Annotated in this window: 18 protein-coding genes; 6 read left to right on the top strand and 12 right to left on the bottom strand. The window is 34.0% G+C overall.

The features are described 5' to 3' along the window. Positions 1–86 precede the first annotated feature (86 nt). From B0A66_RS05340 to B0A66_RS05350, 3 genes are all read right to left on the bottom strand, one after another. Positions 87–3,785 carry a two-component regulator propeller domain-containing protein gene (locus tag B0A66_RS05340; RefSeq protein ID WP_089048827.1) on the bottom strand — a complete coding sequence of 1,233 codons (3,699 nt, stop codon included), beginning with the start codon at positions 3,783–3,785 and terminating at the stop codon, positions 87–89. A 235-nt stretch (positions 3,786–4,020) separates the two neighbouring features. Beyond that, positions 4,021–5,157: an L-dopachrome tautomerase-related protein gene (locus B0A66_RS05345; RefSeq protein ID WP_089048828.1), complete on the bottom strand. Its 1,137-nt coding sequence runs from the start codon at positions 5,155–5,157 to the stop codon at positions 4,021–4,023. A 35-nt stretch (positions 5,158–5,192) separates the two neighbouring features. Further along, the gene (locus B0A66_RS05350) at positions 5,193–5,792 is read right to left on the bottom strand and encodes an NAD(P)H-dependent oxidoreductase (protein WP_089048829.1); all 600 of its coding nucleotides are present in this window, start codon (positions 5,790–5,792) and stop codon (positions 5,193–5,195) included. A 94-nt stretch (positions 5,793–5,886) separates the two neighbouring features. Between B0A66_RS05350 and B0A66_RS05355 the strand changes: the two genes are divergently transcribed. After that, on the top strand, positions 5,887–6,231 hold the full coding sequence (locus B0A66_RS05355) for a winged helix-turn-helix transcriptional regulator (protein ID WP_089048830.1): 345 nt from the start codon (positions 5,887–5,889) through the stop codon (positions 6,229–6,231). Between the two features lie 86 nt (positions 6,232–6,317). On the opposite strand, the gene B0A66_RS05360 is transcribed toward B0A66_RS05355, so the two are convergent. Both B0A66_RS05360 and B0A66_RS05365 read right to left on the bottom strand, forming a co-directional pair. Beyond that, on the bottom strand, positions 6,318–7,604 hold the full coding sequence (locus B0A66_RS05360) for a hypothetical protein (protein WP_089048831.1): 1,287 nt from the start codon (positions 7,602–7,604) through the stop codon (positions 6,318–6,320). Between the two features lie 25 nt (positions 7,605–7,629). Then, a complete protein-coding gene (locus B0A66_RS05365) occupies positions 7,630–10,011 on the bottom strand; it encodes a TonB-dependent receptor plug domain-containing protein (protein ID WP_244283392.1) in 2,382 nt (793 codons plus the stop codon). Between the two features lie 115 nt (positions 10,012–10,126). Between B0A66_RS05365 and B0A66_RS05370 the strand changes: the two genes are divergently transcribed. Beyond that, a complete protein-coding gene (locus tag B0A66_RS05370) occupies positions 10,127–11,119 on the top strand; it encodes a helix-turn-helix domain-containing protein (RefSeq protein ID WP_089048832.1) in 993 nt (330 codons plus the stop codon). 29 nt (positions 11,120–11,148) lie between these two features. Here B0A66_RS05370 and B0A66_RS05375 read toward each other — a convergent pair whose 3' ends face one another. The 7 genes from B0A66_RS05375 to modA form a co-directional block, all read right to left on the bottom strand. Beyond that, positions 11,149–11,664, bottom strand: a complete 516-nt coding sequence (locus B0A66_RS05375; protein WP_123868212.1) for a molybdopterin-binding protein — start codon at positions 11,662–11,664, stop codon at positions 11,149–11,151. 223 nt (positions 11,665–11,887) lie between these two features. Then, on the bottom strand, positions 11,888–12,961 hold the full coding sequence (locus B0A66_RS05380; RefSeq protein ID WP_208862571.1) for a cytochrome-c peroxidase: 1,074 nt from the start codon (positions 12,959–12,961) through the stop codon (positions 11,888–11,890). Between the two features lie 35 nt (positions 12,962–12,996). Then, complete coding sequence (locus tag B0A66_RS05385) at positions 12,997–14,997, bottom strand: TonB-dependent receptor plug domain-containing protein (protein WP_089048835.1); 2,001 nt, start codon at positions 14,995–14,997, stop codon at positions 12,997–12,999. Positions 14,998–15,170: 173 nt separating this feature from the next. Further along, positions 15,171–16,046 carry an ATP-binding cassette domain-containing protein gene (locus B0A66_RS05390; RefSeq protein WP_089048836.1) on the bottom strand — a complete coding sequence of 292 codons (876 nt, stop codon included), beginning with the start codon at positions 16,044–16,046 and terminating at the stop codon, positions 15,171–15,173. Next, positions 16,046–16,720: a molybdate ABC transporter permease subunit gene (gene modB / locus B0A66_RS05395; protein ID WP_089048837.1), complete on the bottom strand. Its 675-nt coding sequence runs from the start codon at positions 16,718–16,720 to the stop codon at positions 16,046–16,048. The genes B0A66_RS05390 and modB overlap by 1 nt, the downstream gene beginning before the upstream one ends. Continuing rightward, the gene (locus tag B0A66_RS05400) at positions 16,713–17,117 is read right to left on the bottom strand and encodes a TOBE domain-containing protein (protein WP_089048838.1); all 405 of its coding nucleotides are present in this window, start codon (positions 17,115–17,117) and stop codon (positions 16,713–16,715) included. Before B0A66_RS05400 ends, modB begins: the two co-directional genes overlap by 8 nt. Next, positions 17,114–17,884, bottom strand: a complete 771-nt coding sequence (modA, locus tag B0A66_RS05405; protein ID WP_089048839.1) for a molybdate ABC transporter substrate-binding protein — start codon at positions 17,882–17,884, stop codon at positions 17,114–17,116. The genes B0A66_RS05400 and modA overlap by 4 nt, the downstream gene beginning before the upstream one ends. Positions 17,885–18,144: 260 nt before the next feature. Between modA and B0A66_RS05410 the strand changes: the two genes are divergently transcribed. From B0A66_RS05410 to B0A66_RS23190, 4 genes are all read left to right on the top strand, one after another. Further along, the gene (locus B0A66_RS05410) at positions 18,145–18,942 is read left to right on the top strand and encodes a helix-turn-helix domain-containing protein (RefSeq protein ID WP_089048840.1); all 798 of its coding nucleotides are present in this window, start codon (positions 18,145–18,147) and stop codon (positions 18,940–18,942) included. A 78-nt stretch (positions 18,943–19,020) separates the two neighbouring features. Then, positions 19,021–19,881 carry a CPBP family intramembrane glutamic endopeptidase gene (locus B0A66_RS05415; RefSeq protein WP_089048841.1) on the top strand — a complete coding sequence of 287 codons (861 nt, stop codon included), beginning with the start codon at positions 19,021–19,023 and terminating at the stop codon, positions 19,879–19,881. Positions 19,882–20,053: 172 nt separating this feature from the next. Further along, positions 20,054–20,659 (top strand): SMI1/KNR4 family protein, encoded by a 606-nt coding sequence (locus B0A66_RS05420; RefSeq protein WP_089048842.1) that lies wholly within the window; start codon positions 20,054–20,056, stop codon positions 20,657–20,659. 11 nt (positions 20,660–20,670) lie between these two features. Continuing rightward, positions 20,671–20,802 carry a hypothetical protein gene (locus B0A66_RS23190; protein ID WP_262490182.1) on the top strand — a complete coding sequence of 44 codons (132 nt, stop codon included), beginning with the start codon at positions 20,671–20,673 and terminating at the stop codon, positions 20,800–20,802. The last annotated feature ends 40 nt before the right edge of the window (positions 20,803–20,842 follow it).

Here is a 20,842-nt window from a genome sequence, read left to right on the forward strand (position 1 = left end):
TTAGGACATAATTAACGGTGAAAATGGGGTAATTTTGTTCATTAACATTATCCTAACCTTGCGTAAATACAGCCCTAACAGAAATTCTATGCAGAATACTCTTTGTATTCCTTCGGACTTTTACCAAAATACTTTTTAAACGAACGTCCAAAGTATTTGGGATCGTTATATCCGCACTCAAAACTAATCTCAGAAATGTTCAGTCGCTTTGTTTTTAGCAATACTTCTGCTTTTTGAAGTCGAAGTGATACTAAAATATCCGAAGGAGACTGATTTAAGGTTTCTTTAAACAAACGGTAGCATTTTACTCTTGATATCCCCAATTGCTCCACGAGCATCTCAACATTAAAAGATGGGTTCTGTAATTCCTCTTTTATGATCTCTAATGATTTTTTTAAAAGCTTTTCATTTGGCGTAATATGTTCATTGTCTTCGGTAAGAATCTCGAATATTTTTTGCTGAATTTTATGTTCCCGTACAGGCTCTCTATTCTGATCAATGAGACTGTCTACTTTCTTTCTGACAAATGATGTGCTGGCCGGTAATTTAATATGTGTATCGATACCAATTTCTAATAATTGCTCGTCGAGTTCGTAATTAATATCTTCGGAGATATAAATCATTGGTATTTTCAGACTGGTGTTTTCTTTATTTAATCTCAAAAAGTTCATGAGTTCCTTAGTAAATGTTGCCTGATAAAACACAAAAGCCGCTACATCTATTTGTTTGATAACCGCATTTAAATTGGAAACGGTACTTTCATAAATCAAATTGTAATTTTCGCTTTCTAAAACCTGATTGGCCGCCGGGCTGTTGTAAGGATCTCCAAAAACAAGCAGGCATTTTTTATCGGAAGAAAACTGATCTTCGTAGGTAAAATTTTTCCACGAAATGGTTTCTTTAGAATTGGATTCCGGTTCAACGACTTCTATAGGGATTTGTAATATCGCCTGAAAAAATTCTGCTGTAGTTGGTGTAAATGTTCCTCCTAAATCGTGTAATAAAACCTGAAAAGCTCTAAAATAAGGACTGTAATTCGAAATAGTATTCCAATTGTTTTTTAAGATTTCACTATCTGAAACAGCTTTGATAACTACTGCATTATTTGCATATCTAATTTCGATGTTCAGCGTACTGTCTTTATCGGAATATTTGCAGATATCATTAAACAAATACTGTAATGCTAATTTTAAACGTAACACATCTACTACAGCAAAACGATCCGAATTATCAATTTCACAATTAAAGTTAACTTCATTGAGCTGCAAACTCTTTTTTAGCTTCTCTACATTATTTTTCAAAACGGGAAATAAATAGGCTGCCGATTTTTTTATCGGTCCAAGATCTTTTACATGCTCCAAATAATTCCATTCCGAGATAAGATTCACCAGCTTACCCGACTGTATGGTCAGAACGCGTTGGGTTTCAGCATCTTTTTTAATGGAGTTGGAAATTTTGATTATAGCCGAAATGGGTTCCTGAAACTCCGTCAGCATAAAAGTTTTAAACTTTTCTATTTCAAAATTCTGATCTTTAAAATTACTGTGAAGCTTTAAAAGTTTTTCTTTCTGTTCTTCAATCTTTTTGTTTTTTAGATCAAGTTCAGCATTAATTTCTTCGAGATTTTTTTTCTGATTTTCGATAACAGCCGTTCTCGCTTTTACCAGTTCTTCGAGATACTTTTGCTCTTCAAGCGCTTTTTTATTTTTAATGTAAACGACAACTCCACATACTAAGATTATAAGACCGGATAACAAAATGTAGAACAAAACCGTTTCGTAGAATGCTTTGGTAATATGAAGGTTGAAAAATGCAGGTTGCGGAGTTCCGTTTTTACCTTCTTTTATCAAAAACGTATAATCTCCGGAAGATAAACGGGAATATTCTATTTTATTGTTGGGCGCTAAGAGCTTCCAGTTTTCATCTTTTCCTTCTAATTTATAATAAAGATCTGTTTTCTTTTTCTTTGGAAATAGGATCGGAATGACTTCGATTTCTATCGCATTATCACTAAAACTTTTTTCTAATACAGTCAGATAATTTTCGCTACCGTCCACTTTCAATTTTATTTTAGCTTTGGAATTGTTGGTGTATATAGCGTTTGGATTAAAATAATTGAGTCCGTCTACACCTCCAAAAAACAAATTATCTTTGGAATCCTGATAATAAGCACCTTCAGAAAACTCTGTTGCCTGCCAGCCGTAATTAGGATTGTACGCCGTAACGGTATAACTTTTTTTATCTACAGAAGCGATTCCCTTTGTTGTGCTCACCCAAACTTTATCGCCATTGTCTATCAATCCGTATACCATGTGGCTTGGTAATCCTTGTAATTCTGTAATGTTTTTTACTACGCCACTTTTTTTATTATAAACGGTAACTCCTCCCAAAGAAGCAATCCAATAATTATCGGATCTGTTGTCTACTAAAACAGAATAAATACTATTGCCTAAAACGCCTTCTTTGGTAGTGATTTTTTTTAAAGTTCCGGTTGTTAAATCAAATACTACTACTCCATTATTTTCTGTTGCCAGAATAAGATTCTGATTGTTTTTTTTAACACATCGAATATGAAATTTATTTACTAATTCCTGTCCTTTAAATTTCTCGAACTTATTCGTTGTCAAATTAAATTTAGCCAGACCATTCCAACAGCCCATCCAAATCTGCTTGTTTTGATCTTCGTACATCGAATAACATCTGTCAATAGCAATTCCTTCTATCGCATTGGTTTCATAACTGGTGTAATTAGTTCCTGAAATACGTATAATTCCATTATACGTTCCTGCCCAGATTGTTCCGTCGCTTGCCGTAAACAAAGACCGGATACGCTCCCAATCGGGGTGTAAGCCGGCTTTGTCTGTTTTAAATTTTTCAAAAAAATGAGTTTTGTCGTTGTAGCGGTAAAGTCCTTTGGTATAATAACCCAGCCAGATTGTACCGTGATTGTCTTTGGTAATCGCCCGAATAGTTTCTGCCGGTAAATAAGGTTCTTTGACAGGATGTGGCACTACACAATTTATTTTTTCAGAACCTTTGTAAGCCATACTCAGACCTCCATCTTTTTGTCCTAACCAAATATTGCCAAAATCGTCTTCATGTATTGTTTCTATTTCATTACTCTTAATAGCGTACGACGAATATATATCAGCTGTATAATGTACTATATTGTTTTCATTCGATTCGTTTGTAATCATATACAATCCGTCCTCACGAGTAGCAAACCATATATTTCCTGCTTTGTCTTTTAGAATATCTTTGATAATTACTTTAGGATATTTTCTAAGCAGGATATTTTTAAGAGTACTAACATCTTTTGTTTTTACTATATAATGCGGTGCTTCAACAAAAGTCTTATCTCTAAATTCATAATATTCTGAAGCCGTTTCTACGACAAGGTTTCCTTTTTGAGACAAGTGAATTTCTTTTGGAATCCTTTTAAATTTAAACTCCTCAAATTCATCATTTCCCAAATATCGGTTTACATGTCCTTCTTTAGTAATGAGCCAGATTTGTCCTTTAGCATCTTTCTCTAAATTCGTAATGTAATTACCTGAAATAGACTTTCGATTACTAAAACTGTTTTTGAAAACCTTGAAATTATAACCATCAAAATAATTTAAACCGTCCCAGGTTGCAATCCACAATCCTCCATCCTGGTCACTTTCTATATCGGCTACTGAATTATTAGAAAGTCCCTGATTGGTTGTAAAGTTTTCAAATTTTATCTGTTGTCCAAAGGAAGATCCTGCAAAAAGGAAGAATAAAAATAGTGCCCTTATCATTAGTTTGTCTTTTAACTCACAAGGATACGACCGCAAGTTTACTCCAACATAAATTGTACGTTAAGATTTGAATTTTTGATTTTTTGATTGAAAGATTGAAGGATTGAAAGATTGAAAGATTTAAAAACAATTAAAAACAATTAAAAATTGAGAATTAAAAATTAAAAATTGGCTGTTTGTTAAAACCTAAAACAATAAACAGCCAAAACGATTAAACAAATAAACGCTTAAACAACTATCTAAATGGAACTCCTTTTGCGACTGGTTTGAATCTGAAAATGTAAAAAGGTGCTGTTGCTAAATTTTTACCATCATTGAAAACGGCTCCTAAATGAACTTGTGCTGCCGAAACGTACATGTAACCATCTACAACATTGTAACTAACACCATCTGCCCAAAGCAATTTTTCATCGGTAATCAAATTGTGTACGCTTTTATCTTTGGCAAGAACAACTGCAACACTATTACTTTCCATTGCGGTTAGGTAAATATTGTTTTCACTATCAATACTTAGTCCGCCATTGTTTGGTTTTTTTGAATAGGTTTCGATTTTTCGATCCAATTGGGTTTCTGATAATTTTTCATTGAGTAAATCGGTAAATTGTACACGATAAAGTTTACTTCCGTTTAAGGGTGCAAAATACAGCCATTCAAAGTTTTTATCGGCAGTAATTCCATCACAGCCTACTAAAAGGTTTTTTCCGTTTACGGCTAATGGTTTTCCGTTAATGATCGTTGGTAAATTTTCAGGCAATGTAGTTCTTGTACCTTGTAATAATCGTCTGGTTTTGCCCGTTTTCATATCGACAATAATGAGCGCTGCTGTACTTCCATCGCCACCATTTCCAATACCTTCATCTGCAATTACAAAAACACCGTGTTTGGTATCTACTACCATATCATTGGGTTGTGAAGTTGTAACCACCGAGCTTTCCGGCAGGTAGTAAATTCTTTCTAATTGGTTTGTAATGGTGTTCCAACCTACAATTTTTGGTGTAACAGCATTTCGTTGTCCCATATCGAGCATCCAGACAATACCCTTTTCATCATTTCTAATTCCCAACACATTACTTAGATAATGATCGTCTGATGTGCGTGGTGTATTCCATCGTTCGTTAGGAAATGGTGCGGTCGTTTTGGTTTTCGCATCGTATTTTACGACTCTGAATTTTGGATTGAAAAAAGGATGATGACTGTAAACTAAATCTCCCTGCTTAGTAAAAGCAATGTTGCCAACTGATTCATGAACAGTTGCAAAAACTTCCGGTTTTAGCGGCAATTCCTTTGTATCAAATTGTTTTGCTTTTTGTGCTGCAACCGTAATGGTTAACAGCACAAAAAAGCTAGCAATAACGGCTTTTCTTAGTATCATTTTAATGTCAGTTTTTATGTTAATTGTAGCTTCGATTAAATAGAATGAATCGTTTTTTCTAAGGCTAATCTTGATTTTGGTTTTAAAGCTGGCTGATTGCTGTCTTCCGGATTTCTGTAACCAATTGCAACTGCAAAAAGTGATTTATATCCATTTAATGCTAGTATTTTGTCATACTCTTCTTTTTTGATACCTTCCATTGGTGTGCTGTCAATTTCTAAACTGGCACAAGCCGAAAGGAAAAAACCAAGAGCAAGATATACCTGATGCTGTAACCATGATTTTATTTCTGGTTCCGGCAATGGTTTCAAAAACTGATTGTAATAGCCGATTGAACCTTCGGGTAAGTTTTGATTGATTTGTTCTTCAAATTTTTCTACATTATCAATTGCGCTAAACACAACTAAGTGGCTTGCCTCATTGATTTTTTGTTCATTAAAACAGGAAACTCCTGCCAATTGTTTTTTTGTTTTTTCGTCTGAAACAAATACAAACTTCCAAGGCTGACTGTTAATTGATGATGGACTTAACCATAAAATCTCTTTTAACTGCTGTATTTTTTCGTCAGCAATTTTTTCGGTTTCATTGTACTTTTTGGCTGTGTATCTGCTTTTTGCAAGGTCTAAAAAATTCATTTTTTCTAAAATTTAAGTTACTATACTTTTTATAGTTGCAAAACTAAGTATAGTATTTTATCTTTGCAATAACGGTCAAAAATGATAGTAACAGATGTATTGTATAGACAACAAACAATTTCCTTGCAGCACGAGCCTGACAATGAAATACATAGGTGGTAAATGGAAGTCAGTAATTCTTATTCACTTAATTCAAAAAAAGCGTTATAATGAGTTAAGAAAAGAACTTCCAATGGTTACAGAACGCACCATAAGCTTACAGCTCAAAGAATTAGAAGAAGACGGTTTGATTATACGAACGGTACACACCAGCAAACCTCCTTTGAAAGTAGATTACGAATTAACTGAATTTGGTCAGACGCTAATTCCATTACTAAAATCTATTGCGCAATGGGGAAAAGAAACGGCAGCTACTAATAAACGAATTGAAGTTGTATAAAAACGAATTTGTTTTTTACTGCGATTTTTACATAAAAAAACCTGCTTATCTAAATAAGCAGGTCTCTTTTATTATCTTATAAAGAATTAATTCTTAATGATATTGAATCCTTGAAGTCTTCCACTTTCTTTTAAACGGAAAGTTTCTTTAATTACTCCTGTAGCAGGATTGTATTGATTAACACCTGAAAAACCGTCTCCTGTGCTGTTAGACACAAAATAAATTTCTCCATTGTGGAAGAATGGATTTTGTGTACAGTAAAAATTATCTGGTGGAATATTCAAACGAGTTGCTTTTTTAGTTGTAGCATCGATTTCGTTCCAGAACCAAACATCATCTCTGTATCGAACACCGTGTTGTCCACCACCGTAGTAAGAAACTGCTCTTGATGGAATAGTAGTGTAAATTTTTCCGTTGTGAGCAAAAATTCTGTTGAACTCAGCTGGAAATTGGTACGTTTTCATATCAAGTGCGAAAGTCGTATCAAATGTAGTTTCTCCTTTTTTAATTCTAAGAATTTTAGAAGAAAAGTCAGAAGGCTGTGTTTTCATGTCAGCAACAGTTCCAAAGTATAAATCTCCGGTAACTTCGTCTAAACTCCATAAAATGTGGTCAATAAACACACCAAGATTAGTTGTTCCACCAATTTTAGTAACGTTTTCGATTTTCTCAGTTGTTAAGTCATAAACTGCAATAGCTACTTCTTTAACAACAGGAGTTACCTGCCAGTTTCCAGCAGCTTTGTCTCCTAACAGTAAGTCAAGGTATAATTTGTTGTCTCTTTTTGCAATAATCAATTGACCAACAGATTCTAAAGGTTGTCCTTCTGATAAAGAAGAAAAATCAATTTCGCCTGTTCTTTCCATTGTGGTTGGATTGAATTTTTGCAATTTCAATCCACCTCTTACTTTATCCCAGTAGTATCCTTCTGTTTCACTTACTACTAAGAAGTTACTTTCGTAAGCATTAGAAAGAGACGGTAAAAATCCCTGATCAACAATGTTTCCAGCTGCATTGAATCCCATTTTGTTGATTCCCTGTTTCGTGTTCGAAACATCGTTTACTTTATACAAAGTTTTACCAAGTGCTCTTCCTCCTAATGAAGATTTCAATTGTAAAAATGACAATCCTGAAAGGTTGATTACTCTTGATTTATTGTCGTTTAATGCATAGATACCACCAGACCAATCAGGTGAACCATTGTAAATAACCCAAGTTTCATCTTTTGGTAAAACATCTACCGGTTGCTCTGTACCTGGTTCTTCTGGTTGCTCAATTTCTTCTTTGTTATCGTCATTGCTGCTGCAAGAAAATAAAAGCATCGTAGCGGCTATTCCTGCCATTACTGAACGAAGTGAGTTGCTTCTTTTCATATTTAATGTGAATTATAGGGTTGATTTAAAAAAAATTATAAACTAGTTTGAGGTGGAAGGATCTTCCGGGTCTTTGAACATTAAAATTGTCATACAATCTTACGTCTCCAATATTTCGGCATTCTGCTGAAACAGTTGTTTTCTGATCCGCAAAATGATAGGAAACACCAATATCATTAGAAAACTGACCTAACCTGCCGTCTTTTGGAATGGTCAATGAAGTCTGAAAATCTTTTACAGGTTCAAATAAAGAAGGTTCCTGACTTTTTGGAATGGCTACCAGAAAAAAGCGGTGTGTGTAATTGGCATTCCATGTGAAATTTAAATTATCACCGTCTTTAAACGTATTTCTGAAATAAGTGTTTGCCCAAAAATTTCCAAACAAAAACGGAATATTAGGAACTCTCGAATCGTTTAAATATTTAAAAGTTGTTTCCTGGATTCCAACTCTTCTAATATCCTGATACGTTGCGTTGAATCCTGTTGTAAGCCATTTTACAGGTGTATAATTAGTTTCAAACTCAAAACCTTTTATTTCAGAACTTTCATAATTGATGTATCGGCTAAACGGAATATCAAGCTGCAGGAAAATAATATCTTTTACTTTTCTGTAAAACAAATTAGCAGAAAATACCAGACTGCTGTTTTCTTTATCAATAGTATATTGTCCGTTTAGATTTAAGTTATGACTTTTCTCCGGATCAAGATCCAGGTTTTCTTTTACCATTCTGGCATCACCAAAAACTTCAAATTCATCAGGAAGACGCGTTGCATATTCATAAGACAACTTCACTAAATAATTTTTCTCAGCCCATTTCAATCCGCTTAAATACCCAAACTGACTATCATCTTTAGAAGCTTTCCAGGCAAATCCGTAATTATCTGTTGTGTAACCTTGTGTATTGTAATGATAGTATTTACCTGCAACAATACTTTCTAATTTATTTTCCAGCCATAGAGAACGCCATGCCAAAGCCATATTATCTTTTCTGTACGTAGCAGGAACGGTTAACACATCGACACCTTCTATTACCGAAATAGCTCCCAGCGGATCACTTCCCTTTCTTCTTTGAGAATAAAACAATTCGCTAAATTCTAAGAAATTACGATCTGAAAGTTGGTACTCCATATTCAATCTCGATGAAACAAAATTGTATTTCATTCGCTGATTATTTCCAGTTCTAATTTCACCCGGCTGTAAATTTTCTCCAATAATTTCGCCATCCCAATTGTAGCGAACTCTTGCTGTATCAATGAATCTGGTGTTAAAGTGACTGTAATTGGTTAAGAAACTAACCTTTAGTTTATCATCAAAAAACTTTTTACGGTAATTGATCATTCCGGTATAATTCTGCTCCTTAGAAAATGCCTCTCCATAAACATTAACCATTTGAGCATCATTTTGAATCTGCTTGTAAAAATTAGAATAGATTAAAGTCAAACGAAGATCATCTGCCCAAGATTTGTCTTTTAATCCCACAAAAGCTTCACCGTAACTCGATCTCGTCATGTCGTTAAAACGTTTGACATTTTTAAACTCTTCGTTAGTGCTATTCTGTACTGGCACATTTACTTTATAATTGTTATCCGAAAAATTAAACGATCCGTTAAATCCTCCGTAGAAATTCTTTTTATTCTGAAGATATAAGTTTGCCGTCACTCTGTGTGTGTTAAATGAAGCCATCTCATACGACACCTCTGCAAAATCTTTATTAGATGTTCGGGTTACCATATTTACACCGCCTCCCAAAGCATCAGAAGCCAGATAAATAGGCATTACACCTTTGTAAATTTCAACTCTGTCGAGCATGTTTACCGGAATTGTGCCAAGGCTAAAACCATGTCCGAACAATTCAATCGGAATTCCATCTTTAAAAATACGTACTGCTTTTCCTTGCAGACCTCCCAAATTGATTTGTACCTGAGAACCAATATTTCCTTCTGTTCTTAATTTAACACCCGAAGCTCTGTTTAAAAAATCACCAACATCACCTGCTTTGTCATATTGCTTTTTAAAATCAATAACCTGAACAGAAAAAGGAGATTCTTCAATCTGTTTTTTTACAGTTTTGCTTTGTACGAGAACTTCGCTTAGCTTAGCTGAATCAGCATTGGATGTATTTAAAGTAAATTTGAAATGGTTCTTTTCACCACAAACAACAGAAACAGTCTGAAATGTTTTTAGTCCATCGTTTTTTAGTACTTCTATATGGTGGATTCCTTCTTCCAGTGAAAGTTCAAGAATACCGGCACTATTACTCACTCCAATAGCTTTATTATCTACAAGAATTGTTATATTTGATAATGAGTTTCCGAGATTGTCCTCGACATGAATGTATACCGGGCAGGCATTTCCGTAGAAAAAACCAGTCAGGAACATAAAAATAAGATTCAATTTAAGTGTCAAGCTGTTTTTATTTAAACTTATTATAAATTATATTTGCAACTGCAAAAGTATTTGATTAGTAATGGATGCATTTATGAAAGTGGAAGTATTAATTATGAATTTAGAAGTATAAGAAATGGCATTTAAAATAGATTCAAATGATTTTGCCGACTTTCTGGAAACTAATGAAAAGCTTCAAACAGGACTTTCAGAAATACAAATTGAAGGCGAAAAAGATATCCGGTTTGTTACTCCAAAAGGCGATATTCTTTATCACGAACACACTATTACTGACGAGTTATCAATTTTGCAGGGAAATTATCAATTGCATGATGATGTTGCCATTTCCGGAAGAGGAGAAACTTCGTTATTAGAAATGCATTTTAATCTTTCCGATCAAAAAATTGGGTACATCAATCCGAGTTCGATTACTGGTTTTGCAGCACCCATGTCTGGAAACATTACATTTCTGTCTCAAGAAGATAACCACGCTAAAATTGACTTCAAAAAAAACATCATCTATAATACGTTTGATGTTCACCTTCCGCTTGATGTACTTACCAAGTATGAAGGAGAATCTAAAGCAATGGATCAATTTATTGATAACATTCACAACAATACCAGTACTACATTAGCCAAAGGAGAGATTAAAATCAGTGCTAAAATTTTTGGCGTAATTCAGGATATTAAAAACTGTTTTTACAAAGGTCTTACCCGAAAAATCTACATGGAATCCAAGGTTTACGAGCTTATTGCTTTAAGCCATCATGGTCTGGATAGCAAAAAAGAAGTTGCGCAACTTGCAGGAAATGATATCGAAAAGATAAAATTTGCGGCATCGTTAATTAGAGAAAACATTGATAATCCGTTTACGATTGTAGATCTTGCACGCAAAGTTGGCGTAAATCAAACCAAATTGAAAGAAGGTTTTAAAACTGTTTTTGGAGATACTGTTTTTGGGTATTTACAGGAAATCAGAATGAATAAGGCAAGACATTATTTGACTGATACTTCGCTTTCTATTCAGGAAATAAGTCATTTATCCGGTTACCAGAATGTTTCTAATTTTAGTATTGCTTTTAAGCGGATATTTGGATATCCGCCTACTAAATTAAGATTGAAGGTGTAAAAATTGCTCTTAGTTTTTAATCTGATTCCTTATTCTTTCGCAAAGCGAATGATTAAATTCGAGACTTCAAGTACACTTCTCGCAGGTCTGTTTTCATCCGGAACAACTAAACGAAATGGACCAACTCGATCCGCCAAAGGCTTTCCGTCTTTTTGATCGGCCAAAATTATAACTCTGTTGGTAAAAACAGGATCTAATTCAGCTAACGAAAATACAACTTCGTAACCATCACTGCTTCTTACCAGCATGTATTTCGTTAAATTTTCTCCTTTGAGTTCTTTGCCCAAAGTAACTCCGGCTTGTTTTAATATTTCAAATACAGGAACTCCAGAATAATGCTGTAACTGTCCGTCACGGTCCTTCATAATCGCTTCTACATGCGGTAACTTCGCTAAATCCGAAAGAGTTAATGATAATGTTTTGAGCACTTCTCCTTCTACTTTTACAGCTGCTTCTTTAGTTGCTTTTTGTGCCCATAAAGTGGTTGAAAAGGTTGTAAAAAACATTGATAATAATAGAGTTAGTGCAAAAATATTTTTCTTCATTTTGATTTATTTTTTATAATTAAAGTTGTCAGTTTATTTAAACATCAGACCTAACAGGTTTTAAAAACCTGTTAGGTTTCCTATTGGAAAAAATCGGTCGTTCCTATGGAACTTTAATTATGATCGCCATACAATTGACGGATTAAAATCCGCCGCTACAAAATATGTCGTTCCTACGGAACTTTTACATCAATAATTAGTAGTACCTCTTAATTTTACTTCTTCACTTTACTTTCTTCAAATGCGGATTAGCAAATCTAGGGTCGTTAACAAAATCAGTATCGGTCAGCATTTTTAAAAAACTAATAATGTTTGATTTCTCCTGAGCTGTTAATCCCAGCGTTTTTCCTTTTTCGACATTAGACCGATCTTGTAAAGATAAGCTTAATGTTCTGCTAGAAAGAATGTGTTCGTTATAATGATCCAGAACTTCTTCAAGCGTTTTAAATCTTCCATCGTGCATGTATGGCGCTGTGAGTTCAATATTCCGAAGTGTTGCCACACGAAATCTTCCTCTGTCATTTTCCATTCCCGTAATTTCTTCGCGTCCTATATCTTTGGGAATAGAATCAAGACCATTATTGTGAAACAATTCCATGTACATTTTTGGCGTACCGTGACATTGTGCACAATTAGCACCTCGACTATTTTTACTTGGTACCGGCGAATTCATAAACAACTCCATTCCGTTTAATTCTTCTGGAGTCGGTTTGTATTCTCCCCTAAGGTATTTATCATATGGCGCATTCGCTGAAATCAACGTACGTTCGAACTGTGCAATTGCTTTTGTCAAACGATCTACTGTAATTTCTGTTGTACCAAAAGCGGCTTTAAAAAGTGGCGGGTATTCTTTAGTTCTCTGAAGATCCTTAACAGCCTGTTCCAAATAATTACCCATTTCGTGCGGATCATTTAGCGGAAAAGTAGCTTGTTGTTCTAAACCTTTTGCTCTGCCGTCCCAGAAAAAGTTTCTCACCCACAAAAGATTCGACAACGACATCGAGTTACGCTTGGTCGGCATATCGTTTATACCGGAACTAAAAGCTTTTGAATCTGCAAAAGCTAATTTCTGCTGATGGCAACTGGCACAGGAAATTGTTTTGCTCGACGATAATTTGGTTTCGTAAAACAACATTCTCCCTAAATAAACACCTTGTTTCGTAGTGGGATTATCGGCTGGAATACTAATTCTATTACCAAAATAATCGGGATATTCCAGTTTGTACGGATCCGTATAAAACGGATTAATGTCTGCAGCTGCAATAAGTATTCCCGCAGTTGCTAGAACTAAAAACAAGATTATCTTTTTATAATGAAAGAGTTGCATGCGATTTATCGATTAAAAAAACGAAGCGTTACAAAAAAATTACGGCCTTCTTCTGGAAATCCTTCAACAAGGCTATAATTTCTGTCGAATATATTGCTTATTCCCGCATCAAGGCTAAAGTTTTTCAAGATTTTTGCTGAAGCATACAGGTTTAACAAGGTATAATCCGCAACTCGGGTACCATAACTGGTACTAAATCTGGACGAATTGAATTCTGTGTTTGCTATTAACTTCACAATAGAAACAGGCGCATATTCTAGTGTTCCCATTACTTTTGTATTGGGAACATCCGTAAAATAAATACTCGGATTAGTCACATTTTTTCTTTCTAAATAAGTATAATTAACATTGAAAGACAGATTTTCTAAAATGGAATAATTCACTTGGGCTTCGACGCCGCGATATTCTGCTTTACCAAAATTCTGCATCTGTGCTTTTCCGGGTTGCACATTGCTGACGCTTAAAATAGCATCAGTCAGAGAACTGTAAAACAAAGCAGTCTGGAAAGTTACTTTTTCAAAAAACTGAGCGGTATAATTTACTTCATAATTCAATGCTGTTTCCGGTTTTAAATCCGGATTTGGAATCGCGGTTCCCATTCGGTACGAATAACGATCTTTGATGGTGGCGAATCGTGTCTTTTGCGAAACTGTTGCCCCTAATTTTTGAAGCGTATTCAGCTGATAAAAAGCACCAATTTGCATATTGTACGCATCACTTGCTCCGGCAGCAGGATAATCAGAAATCAGTTTGGTCGTACTGTTATAATCTTCTGCCTGAAGGTTTTTTCTAATATTGTAACTCACTCCGGGAATTACAGTTAGTTTATCTGAAATTTTAAAAATATCCTCGATACCAAATAAAATGGTATTATCATTAAAATGACGAACAGGCTCTCCCAGATTGTGTTCACGATGCACATCTTCTTTAAAATGTACCGCAATTTTTAAATCATTTTTGGGAATAAGCTGCGTATTGTATTCTACATTTCCTCCATACGTATAATCGTCGTAAAGACTCTGAAAAGCATATCCTTTTGTTCGCGTTGAATACGTATTATCATCAAAACTATTAAGCGTGTTTTTAAAATTATCGTAGTAGATTCTTGTTTTAAAACTATTCTGATCATCAAGGTTAGAATTCGAAATAAAATAGTAACTCTCTTTATTCCAGACCGGCCATTGCCAAAAACGAGGATTTGCCAGAAGAGAATTTTTAGCATCATTTCCAGCATAAACAGGATTTCCTTTTTCGCCTTGCTGATTGATGTAGCCTATTGCATATTCACTTTTTTTGCTTGGCGTCCATCCTACTTTAAAACTTATTTTTTGATCATTCCGATACGAATTATCACGTTGTCCGCCGTCTTCATTTTTTACAGGAATAAAATCCGATGACATTCTGGTAGATTTTCTGTCTAAATACGAATAACCTCCCTGAACATAAAAATCGCCCAACTTAGAACCGATATTAATATTTCCTCGATAACCATTACCATTTATGGCTCCCAAAGTGCCATCGTATTCGAGTTTTTTTGAAGGTTTTCTTGAAATAAGGTTAATGGCTCCTCCCAAAGAATTTGGTCCATACAACACCGATGAAAAACCTTTTGAAACATCAATGGCAGCCAAATCAGAAGTCGTAAATCGTGCCAAATCTATATAACCATCATACGGAACATAAACCGGAATACCATCCATATAAACCGGAACCTGTCTTAAATCAAATCCGCGTATCGAAACCATAGATTCATTTCTGGGTCCTGATGCTGTAAGCGTAACTCCGGGAAGCATATTCAAAGCTCTGGAAACATCTACCCTATTTTGAGATTCCATTTTTGCAGAAGTTACTCTGTTCAAAGTATCCTTGTTTTGATGATGTGTTACAATTACTTCACCGAGCATAAAAACATTAGAGGCTTTTAAAGAATCGTTTGCACTTGTTGGAGTTTGCTGTGAAAATCCGAGTAACGGAAACAACATAAATACTGCAAATTTTACTTTCATATTTTTCAGGTATTTTCAGTATGTTTTAAAATGAATACTGCTAGTTAAAAAAAATGTTCTTGGTTATTTTCTGCAAAAAAAGCGCTATTCCATAATAAATTTTATGATTTGGATCATATGCTAAGAAAAAAGCTTTCGCAGAGCATAAATATAGCAAAATATTAGAATGCTTTTTAAGATAAAATCTGAATTATCGGATTAAATGCTTTTGAAGCCACCAGAACCTTTTGTCCTATTGTATAATTTGCTACCTCTTCTTCCGTCGCAATTACTTTTACAATAGTATTTCCTGAAGAAACCTGAACGACATAAACAATATCACTTTTTTTGATACTGATTATTTCACCTGTTAACTGAAATTTACTACTTATTTTTTGTTCTGAGAATACATTCTCCGGTGTTCCTTCTTTCGTAATTCTTCCCTTGTCGATCACCAAAACATGATCTGAAAGTTTAAAAATCTCAGCTATAGAATGACTAATCATAATAGTAGTCAACTCATATTTTTGATGAATTTTGAGAATATAATCCTGAAGCTTGAATCGCATCGCATCATCCAAAGCCGATAAAGGTTCGTCTAACAATAGAATTTTCGGTCTGCGAACAATTGCTCTTGCCAACGCTACACGCTGTTTTTGTCCGCCCGATAAACGTTCCGGTTTATTATCCTGAAGGGATTGCAATTCCATCAAATCAATTAATTCCGAAACGATTTCTTTGGAATCTCCTTTAGATAATGCAAACTCCAGATTTTCTCTTACCGTTAAATTAGGAAACAAAGCAAAATCCTGAAACACAAAACCAATAGATCGTTTTTGAACAGCCAAGTGAAGCTTTTTTTCAGCATCATCCCAAGTCACATCATCTACTTTTATGTTGACTTGTTCTGCAGCTGTTAATCCCCCTAAAATGCGCAAAATGGTAGTTTTTCCGGCTCCCGAATTTCCATAGACAGCAATAAACTTTCCTTTTTCGATAGTAAAATTTACATCTAAAGGAAGTTCACCATCAGCCGTTTGCAACATTTTATAGGCACTAAACTGTATCATTAGTAAAGAGTGGTTTTTCTGGATTTATTATTAATTAAATGTACCGCTAACAAAATAACGAAGGAGAACACAAACAATATTCCAGCATATACATTCGCATTATGATAATTCATGGCTTCTACTTCTTCATAAATCGCAATGGAGACAACTTTAGTTTCTTCCGGAATGCTTCCCCCAACCATCAAAACAACGCCAAATTCTCCTAAAGTATGCGCAAATGTCATGATGATTCCTGTAAAAAGTGAAGCGCGAATATTAGGAAGCAGGATTTTGGTAATGGTTGTCAATCTTGATTTCCCTAAAGTAAAAGAAGCTTCCTGCAAAGCTGGCGAAAGATTTTTAAAACCCGATAAAATAGGATTGACCATAAAAGGCAAACTGTATAAAATCGAGGCGATAATTAATCCCTGAAACGTAAAAACCAGTCGCAGGTCTAAGTAATCTGCTAAAAACTTTCCAAAACTATTCTCCGGACTAAAAGCGATTAAAAGATAAAATCCTAAAACAGAAGGCGGTAAAACCAAGGGCAAACTAATTAATGCCTCAATGACAGCTTTGAATCTAAAACGGCTGTATGCCAGCCAATAACTCAACGGAATAGCAACGACAAACAGAATTACCGTTGTAATCAGAGCCAGTTTTGCGGTGAGCCATAAAGGATTTAAATTAATCATGAGCAGATAAGCTTACTTCATTGGTTTTTATTAATGCCATTACGTTGTCATTTTCGTGTAATGCTAATTGCTCGCAAGCATTCGTTGTGATGATCGATTCTATTGTTTGTTTACCAGCCATTAAAGTAACCTGACTCAAAATAACACCTTTTTTAATGGATTCAACACGACAAAGCAGTTGATTTTGAATACTAATATTTGGATTTAAAGCTGTTGAAATAATGACCTCCGTTTCTTTAAAAATAATTTTAACGACATTATCCAATTTCAAATAACCCGCAGTTTCAGGCGTATCTAAAACAATCGACGAAAAAACAAAATCATTCGCTTTTACTTTCACCAGTGACAAACCTTCGTGTGACTTAATTTCGGTTATAATTCCTTGTAGTACATTCATTTTGTTTTGGTGTCGTATCCGTAATATTTTAAAATTGCTGTTGCTTTTTTCGAAGCTATAAAATTATAAAATTTCAATGCATTTGCATTTCCCTTCGCCTTTTTCAGAATCACACAGCCTTGTTTTAACGAAGAATGACTTTGCTGAGGAATAATGTAATACTTACCGCCTTCTTTCTTCATATTGGGCGTTAAAACAAGCGATAAAGCTGTAATTCCGATATCGGCATTTCCTGTGGTTACAAACTGAGTGGCTTGTGTAATGTTTTCGCCAAACACAAGTTTGCTTTTTACTTTATCATATATTTTATAGAATTTCAAACTTTCTACAGCCTTTTCACCGTAAGGTGCTGTCGTTGGGTTTCCAATGGCTATTTTATTAATTCCGGCATCTAGAAAACTGTTCATTTTTTTTACATTAGGATCTGTTTTTTTACTCCAGATCACTAGTTTTCCAACCGCATACATTTTAGTTTTAGAAGCTGTCATTTTTTTCTCCTGCAGTTTCTCAGGGTATTCCATATCGGCTGAAAAGAATACATCAAACGGAGCACCTTTTCTTATCTGTTCAAACAATTTACCCGAAGCACCATATATAATTTGAGGATTTACTCCTGGATTGTCTTTCTTAAAAATAGTATTCACAGAATCTAAAGCTACTTTAAGATTAGCCGCCGCTACAATTGTAATTTTTTGTTGCGCTTTTGCCGTTTCAAATACAAACAAATGAATGATTGCCAGCACAACGAATCCTATTTTACACTTCATTTAAAAATACTTTAACTGTCGATTCAGAAATAACCAACTCTTTTGCATTCATAAAAGTAAATATTCTTAAGGAGAATAGATAATCTAATTTGTTTTTTAAAGAAAAACAGAGGAATCATAGCAAGACTTATTGCAAATGACTAATAAAATACTACAGTTAGAGCTCTGAAAACTTCCCTGAATTATATTCCTATTTTGACTTTACATTGCGAAATAAATTAGTACTTTGGTTCTTCCAATACCACACAATTAATCTCTGAATGTACGAACTTGAAAAAGAGAAATACTTAGGTAATACTAAAAACAACTTTAACACCACACAAGGAATTTCGGTTATAGAAACCGAGTACCAAAACAAGGTATATGAGGGCTGGCATTCGCATAATAATGCACATATTACACTTTTCTTAAAAGGAGGAACGACGGAAAAACGTAAAAATTTTAGCGAAACAGTTGGTGCCGGTTCGTTACTATTTTATCATAGTGATGAACTACATTTAAATCAGAATACACTCTTTCCATCAAAAAATATTAACATCGAAATTGAAGAAAATCTATTAAAAGAACTTCAAATATCTGAAGCGGTAATTGAGAAATCATTACAAAATGAAGCCTTGACCAAATTTTTGATTCTGAAAATTTATAAGGAAACATTTGTTGCTGATACTTTTTCTAACGACACCATAACTATGCTTTTTTCACAATTATCCAACTCACATCAACATTTATCGAAATTAGAAAAAAGTCCCTTTTGGGTAAAAAGTCTACAGGAATTATTAAATGATTGCTGGAATGAAAATCCTAATCTGCATGATTTGGCTCAGGTATTGCAACTTAATCCTATTACTATCTCAAAACATTTTCCAAAATACTTTGGATGCACTTTGGGTGAATACATGCGCCGTATCAAAATAAACCGATCGCTCTCGCTTATTCAATCGAACCATACTAATTTAACCGAAATAGGCCTAGAATGCGGATTCGCAGATCAAAGTCATTTTATCAGAACTTTTAAAAATCAGACGGGATTTTTGCCAAAACAATTTCAAAAATTATAAAGAAGGCAAATTTCATTCTATTTTTTGTTTTTCATCCCTTCTACATTTGCTTTAAATTAATCTTTAAACCAAATCGAAATGGAAACCTTAACTACCAAACAAAAAATATTCAATTCACCTATCACAAAAATAATACTTGCCTTACTTGTTTTCATGGCAGTTGTTGTTATAGGACAACAGATTGCTTCAAAATTACTTGGGTTAACTCCTCTGGATAAAAATTTAAGAAATTTACTTAAGGGACTCTTTGTATCCTCTGCGGCGGTAATCAGTTATATTTTATTCTTTAGAAACTATGAAAAAAGAGCTGTAACTGAATTTTCAGCAAATGGACTTGCAAAAAATCTAATTTTGGGGATTTTAGTTGGTTTCGTCTTACAATCATTGATCATTTTAATCATTTACCTAAACGGAAGTTATACCATTGTTACTGTAAATCCTATATCACATATTCTTATTCCGTTTGCCCTTATGTTTACTGTTGCTATTATTGAAGAAATTTTAGTGCGCGGTATTATATTTAGAATTATAGAAGAAAAGCTTGGAAGCTATCTTTCTCTTGCATTATCTGGGCTATTATTCGGAGCTTTACATTTAGCCAATCCGCATAGTAGTTTTTTATCAGTTTTATGTATTACAATGGCTGGTTTTTTATTAGGTACAGCTTATATTTATAGCCGTAATTTATGGTTGCCTATCGCTTTACATTTTGCATGGAATTTTACACAATCGGGAATTTATGGCGCAATCACATCTGGAAATGAAAAAACAAGCAGTTTGATAGAAGCAAAATTACACGGTTCCGAATATATAACAGGTGGTGCATTTGGTCCTGAAGGCAGTATTCAGGCAAGCATCATTCTCTTAGTTGCAACCATTATATTATTAGTTGTAAGCAAAAAACAAAATAAAATAATTCATCCTTACTGGAAAAAGTAAAAGTAAAAGTTACTATAATCTCCAACATAAATAAAATTTTTAAATTAGATTTCCGATAATTAATAATTATTGGAAATCTTTTTTTTTGAATATTAACGCGTATTTCTACGTCCTTGTTTTAAACAAAGTTTTTTTATATTAGCTAAGAAAAAACAAAACAAATAATAGATAAATGAATCTGACGACAGAAAATTACATAACAGGTCTTAAGAAGGCTTATTTTGATAATGATGGAAAAGAGTTATGGGAACATTTTGAGACAATAAAACATGGCTTAGCAGAAAAAAACATTGAAGAACTTAAAAAAATATATCCAGAAATTCCACCAGCTCTAATTAGTCTGCTTGAATATGTAGACGGAACGTATTGGAGAGAATACGCCGGTGAGGAGATCACTTTCTTTTTTCTCGGATCAGATATGCACGAATATCCGTATTATCTATTATCGTCTCAAGAAATAATAGACAACGAACATCAGGCATCAACTTACTACTCTGACTATATTCAAAGACAATATGAAGATGTAGAAGTCGATGATAAAATTACTAATACAATTGAAAACCTAAAATGGCTTCATTTTTCTGATTGTATGAATAATGGAGGAACTTCTCAATTATATATAGATTTTAGTCCATCTCCAACAGGAAAAGTCGGTCAAGTGGTACGTTATCTACATGATCCAGACGAACTCAAAGTAATAGCAGATAGTTTTGAGGAGTATTTAAAGCAATTAATTTTTAATGGATACGATTTTATAAATGAAGATATATTAGACTAAATAAAAAAAAGATGGAACACAAAAACCTTTCAGAATTGACAAATGAAGAATTATTACAAGAAGTAAAAAAGAACAAATCGGCTTCTTTAATCAATGCACTCCTTATTGGATCTCTTATAGGAATTGTATTTATAGTATTATAAAAAATAGTTTAGGCTTCTTTACGGATCAATGCATATTGTT

Source organism: Flavobacterium hercynium (assembly GCF_002217285.1).
Taxonomy (GTDB): Bacteria; Bacteroidota; Bacteroidia; order Flavobacteriales; family Flavobacteriaceae; genus Flavobacterium; species Flavobacterium hercynium.

Coding starts and splice junctions, on each gene's coding strand:
- B0A66_RS05350 (WP_089048829.1), bottom strand. CDS start 5,792: ATGAATTTTTTAGACCTTGCAAAAAGCAGATACACAGCCAAAAAGTAC.
- B0A66_RS05340 (WP_089048827.1), bottom strand. CDS start 3,785: ATGATAAGGGCACTATTTTTATTCTTCCTTTTTGCAGGATCTTCCTTT.
- B0A66_RS05410 (WP_089048840.1), top strand. CDS start 18,145: ATGTACGAACTTGAAAAAGAGAAATACTTAGGTAATACTAAAAACAAC.
- B0A66_RS05375 (WP_123868212.1), bottom strand. CDS start 11,664: ATGAAGAAAAATATTTTTGCACTAACTCTATTATTATCAATGTTTTTT.
- B0A66_RS05355 (WP_089048830.1), top strand. CDS start 5,887: ATGTATTGTATAGACAACAAACAATTTCCTTGCAGCACGAGCCTGACA.
- B0A66_RS05370 (WP_089048832.1), top strand. CDS start 10,127: ATGGCATTTAAAATAGATTCAAATGATTTTGCCGACTTTCTGGAAACT.
- modB (WP_089048837.1), bottom strand. CDS start 16,720: ATGATTAATTTAAATCCTTTATGGCTCACCGCAAAACTGGCTCTGATT.
- B0A66_RS23190 (WP_262490182.1), top strand. CDS start 20,671: ATGGAACACAAAAACCTTTCAGAATTGACAAATGAAGAATTATTACAA.
- B0A66_RS05385 (WP_089048835.1), bottom strand. CDS start 14,997: ATGAAAGTAAAATTTGCAGTATTTATGTTGTTTCCGTTACTCGGATTT.
- B0A66_RS05390 (WP_089048836.1), bottom strand. CDS start 16,046: ATGATACAGTTTAGTGCCTATAAAATGTTGCAAACGGCTGATGGTGAA.
- modA (WP_089048839.1), bottom strand. CDS start 17,884: ATGAAGTGTAAAATAGGATTCGTTGTGCTGGCAATCATTCATTTGTTT.
- B0A66_RS05415 (WP_089048841.1), top strand. CDS start 19,021: ATGGAAACCTTAACTACCAAACAAAAAATATTCAATTCACCTATCACA.
- B0A66_RS05345 (WP_089048828.1), bottom strand. CDS start 5,157: ATGATACTAAGAAAAGCCGTTATTGCTAGCTTTTTTGTGCTGTTAACC.
- B0A66_RS05360 (WP_089048831.1), bottom strand. CDS start 7,604: ATGAAAAGAAGCAACTCACTTCGTTCAGTAATGGCAGGAATAGCCGCT.
- B0A66_RS05420 (WP_089048842.1), top strand. CDS start 20,054: ATGAATCTGACGACAGAAAATTACATAACAGGTCTTAAGAAGGCTTAT.
- B0A66_RS05400 (WP_089048838.1), bottom strand. CDS start 17,117: ATGAATGTACTACAAGGAATTATAACCGAAATTAAGTCACACGAAGGT.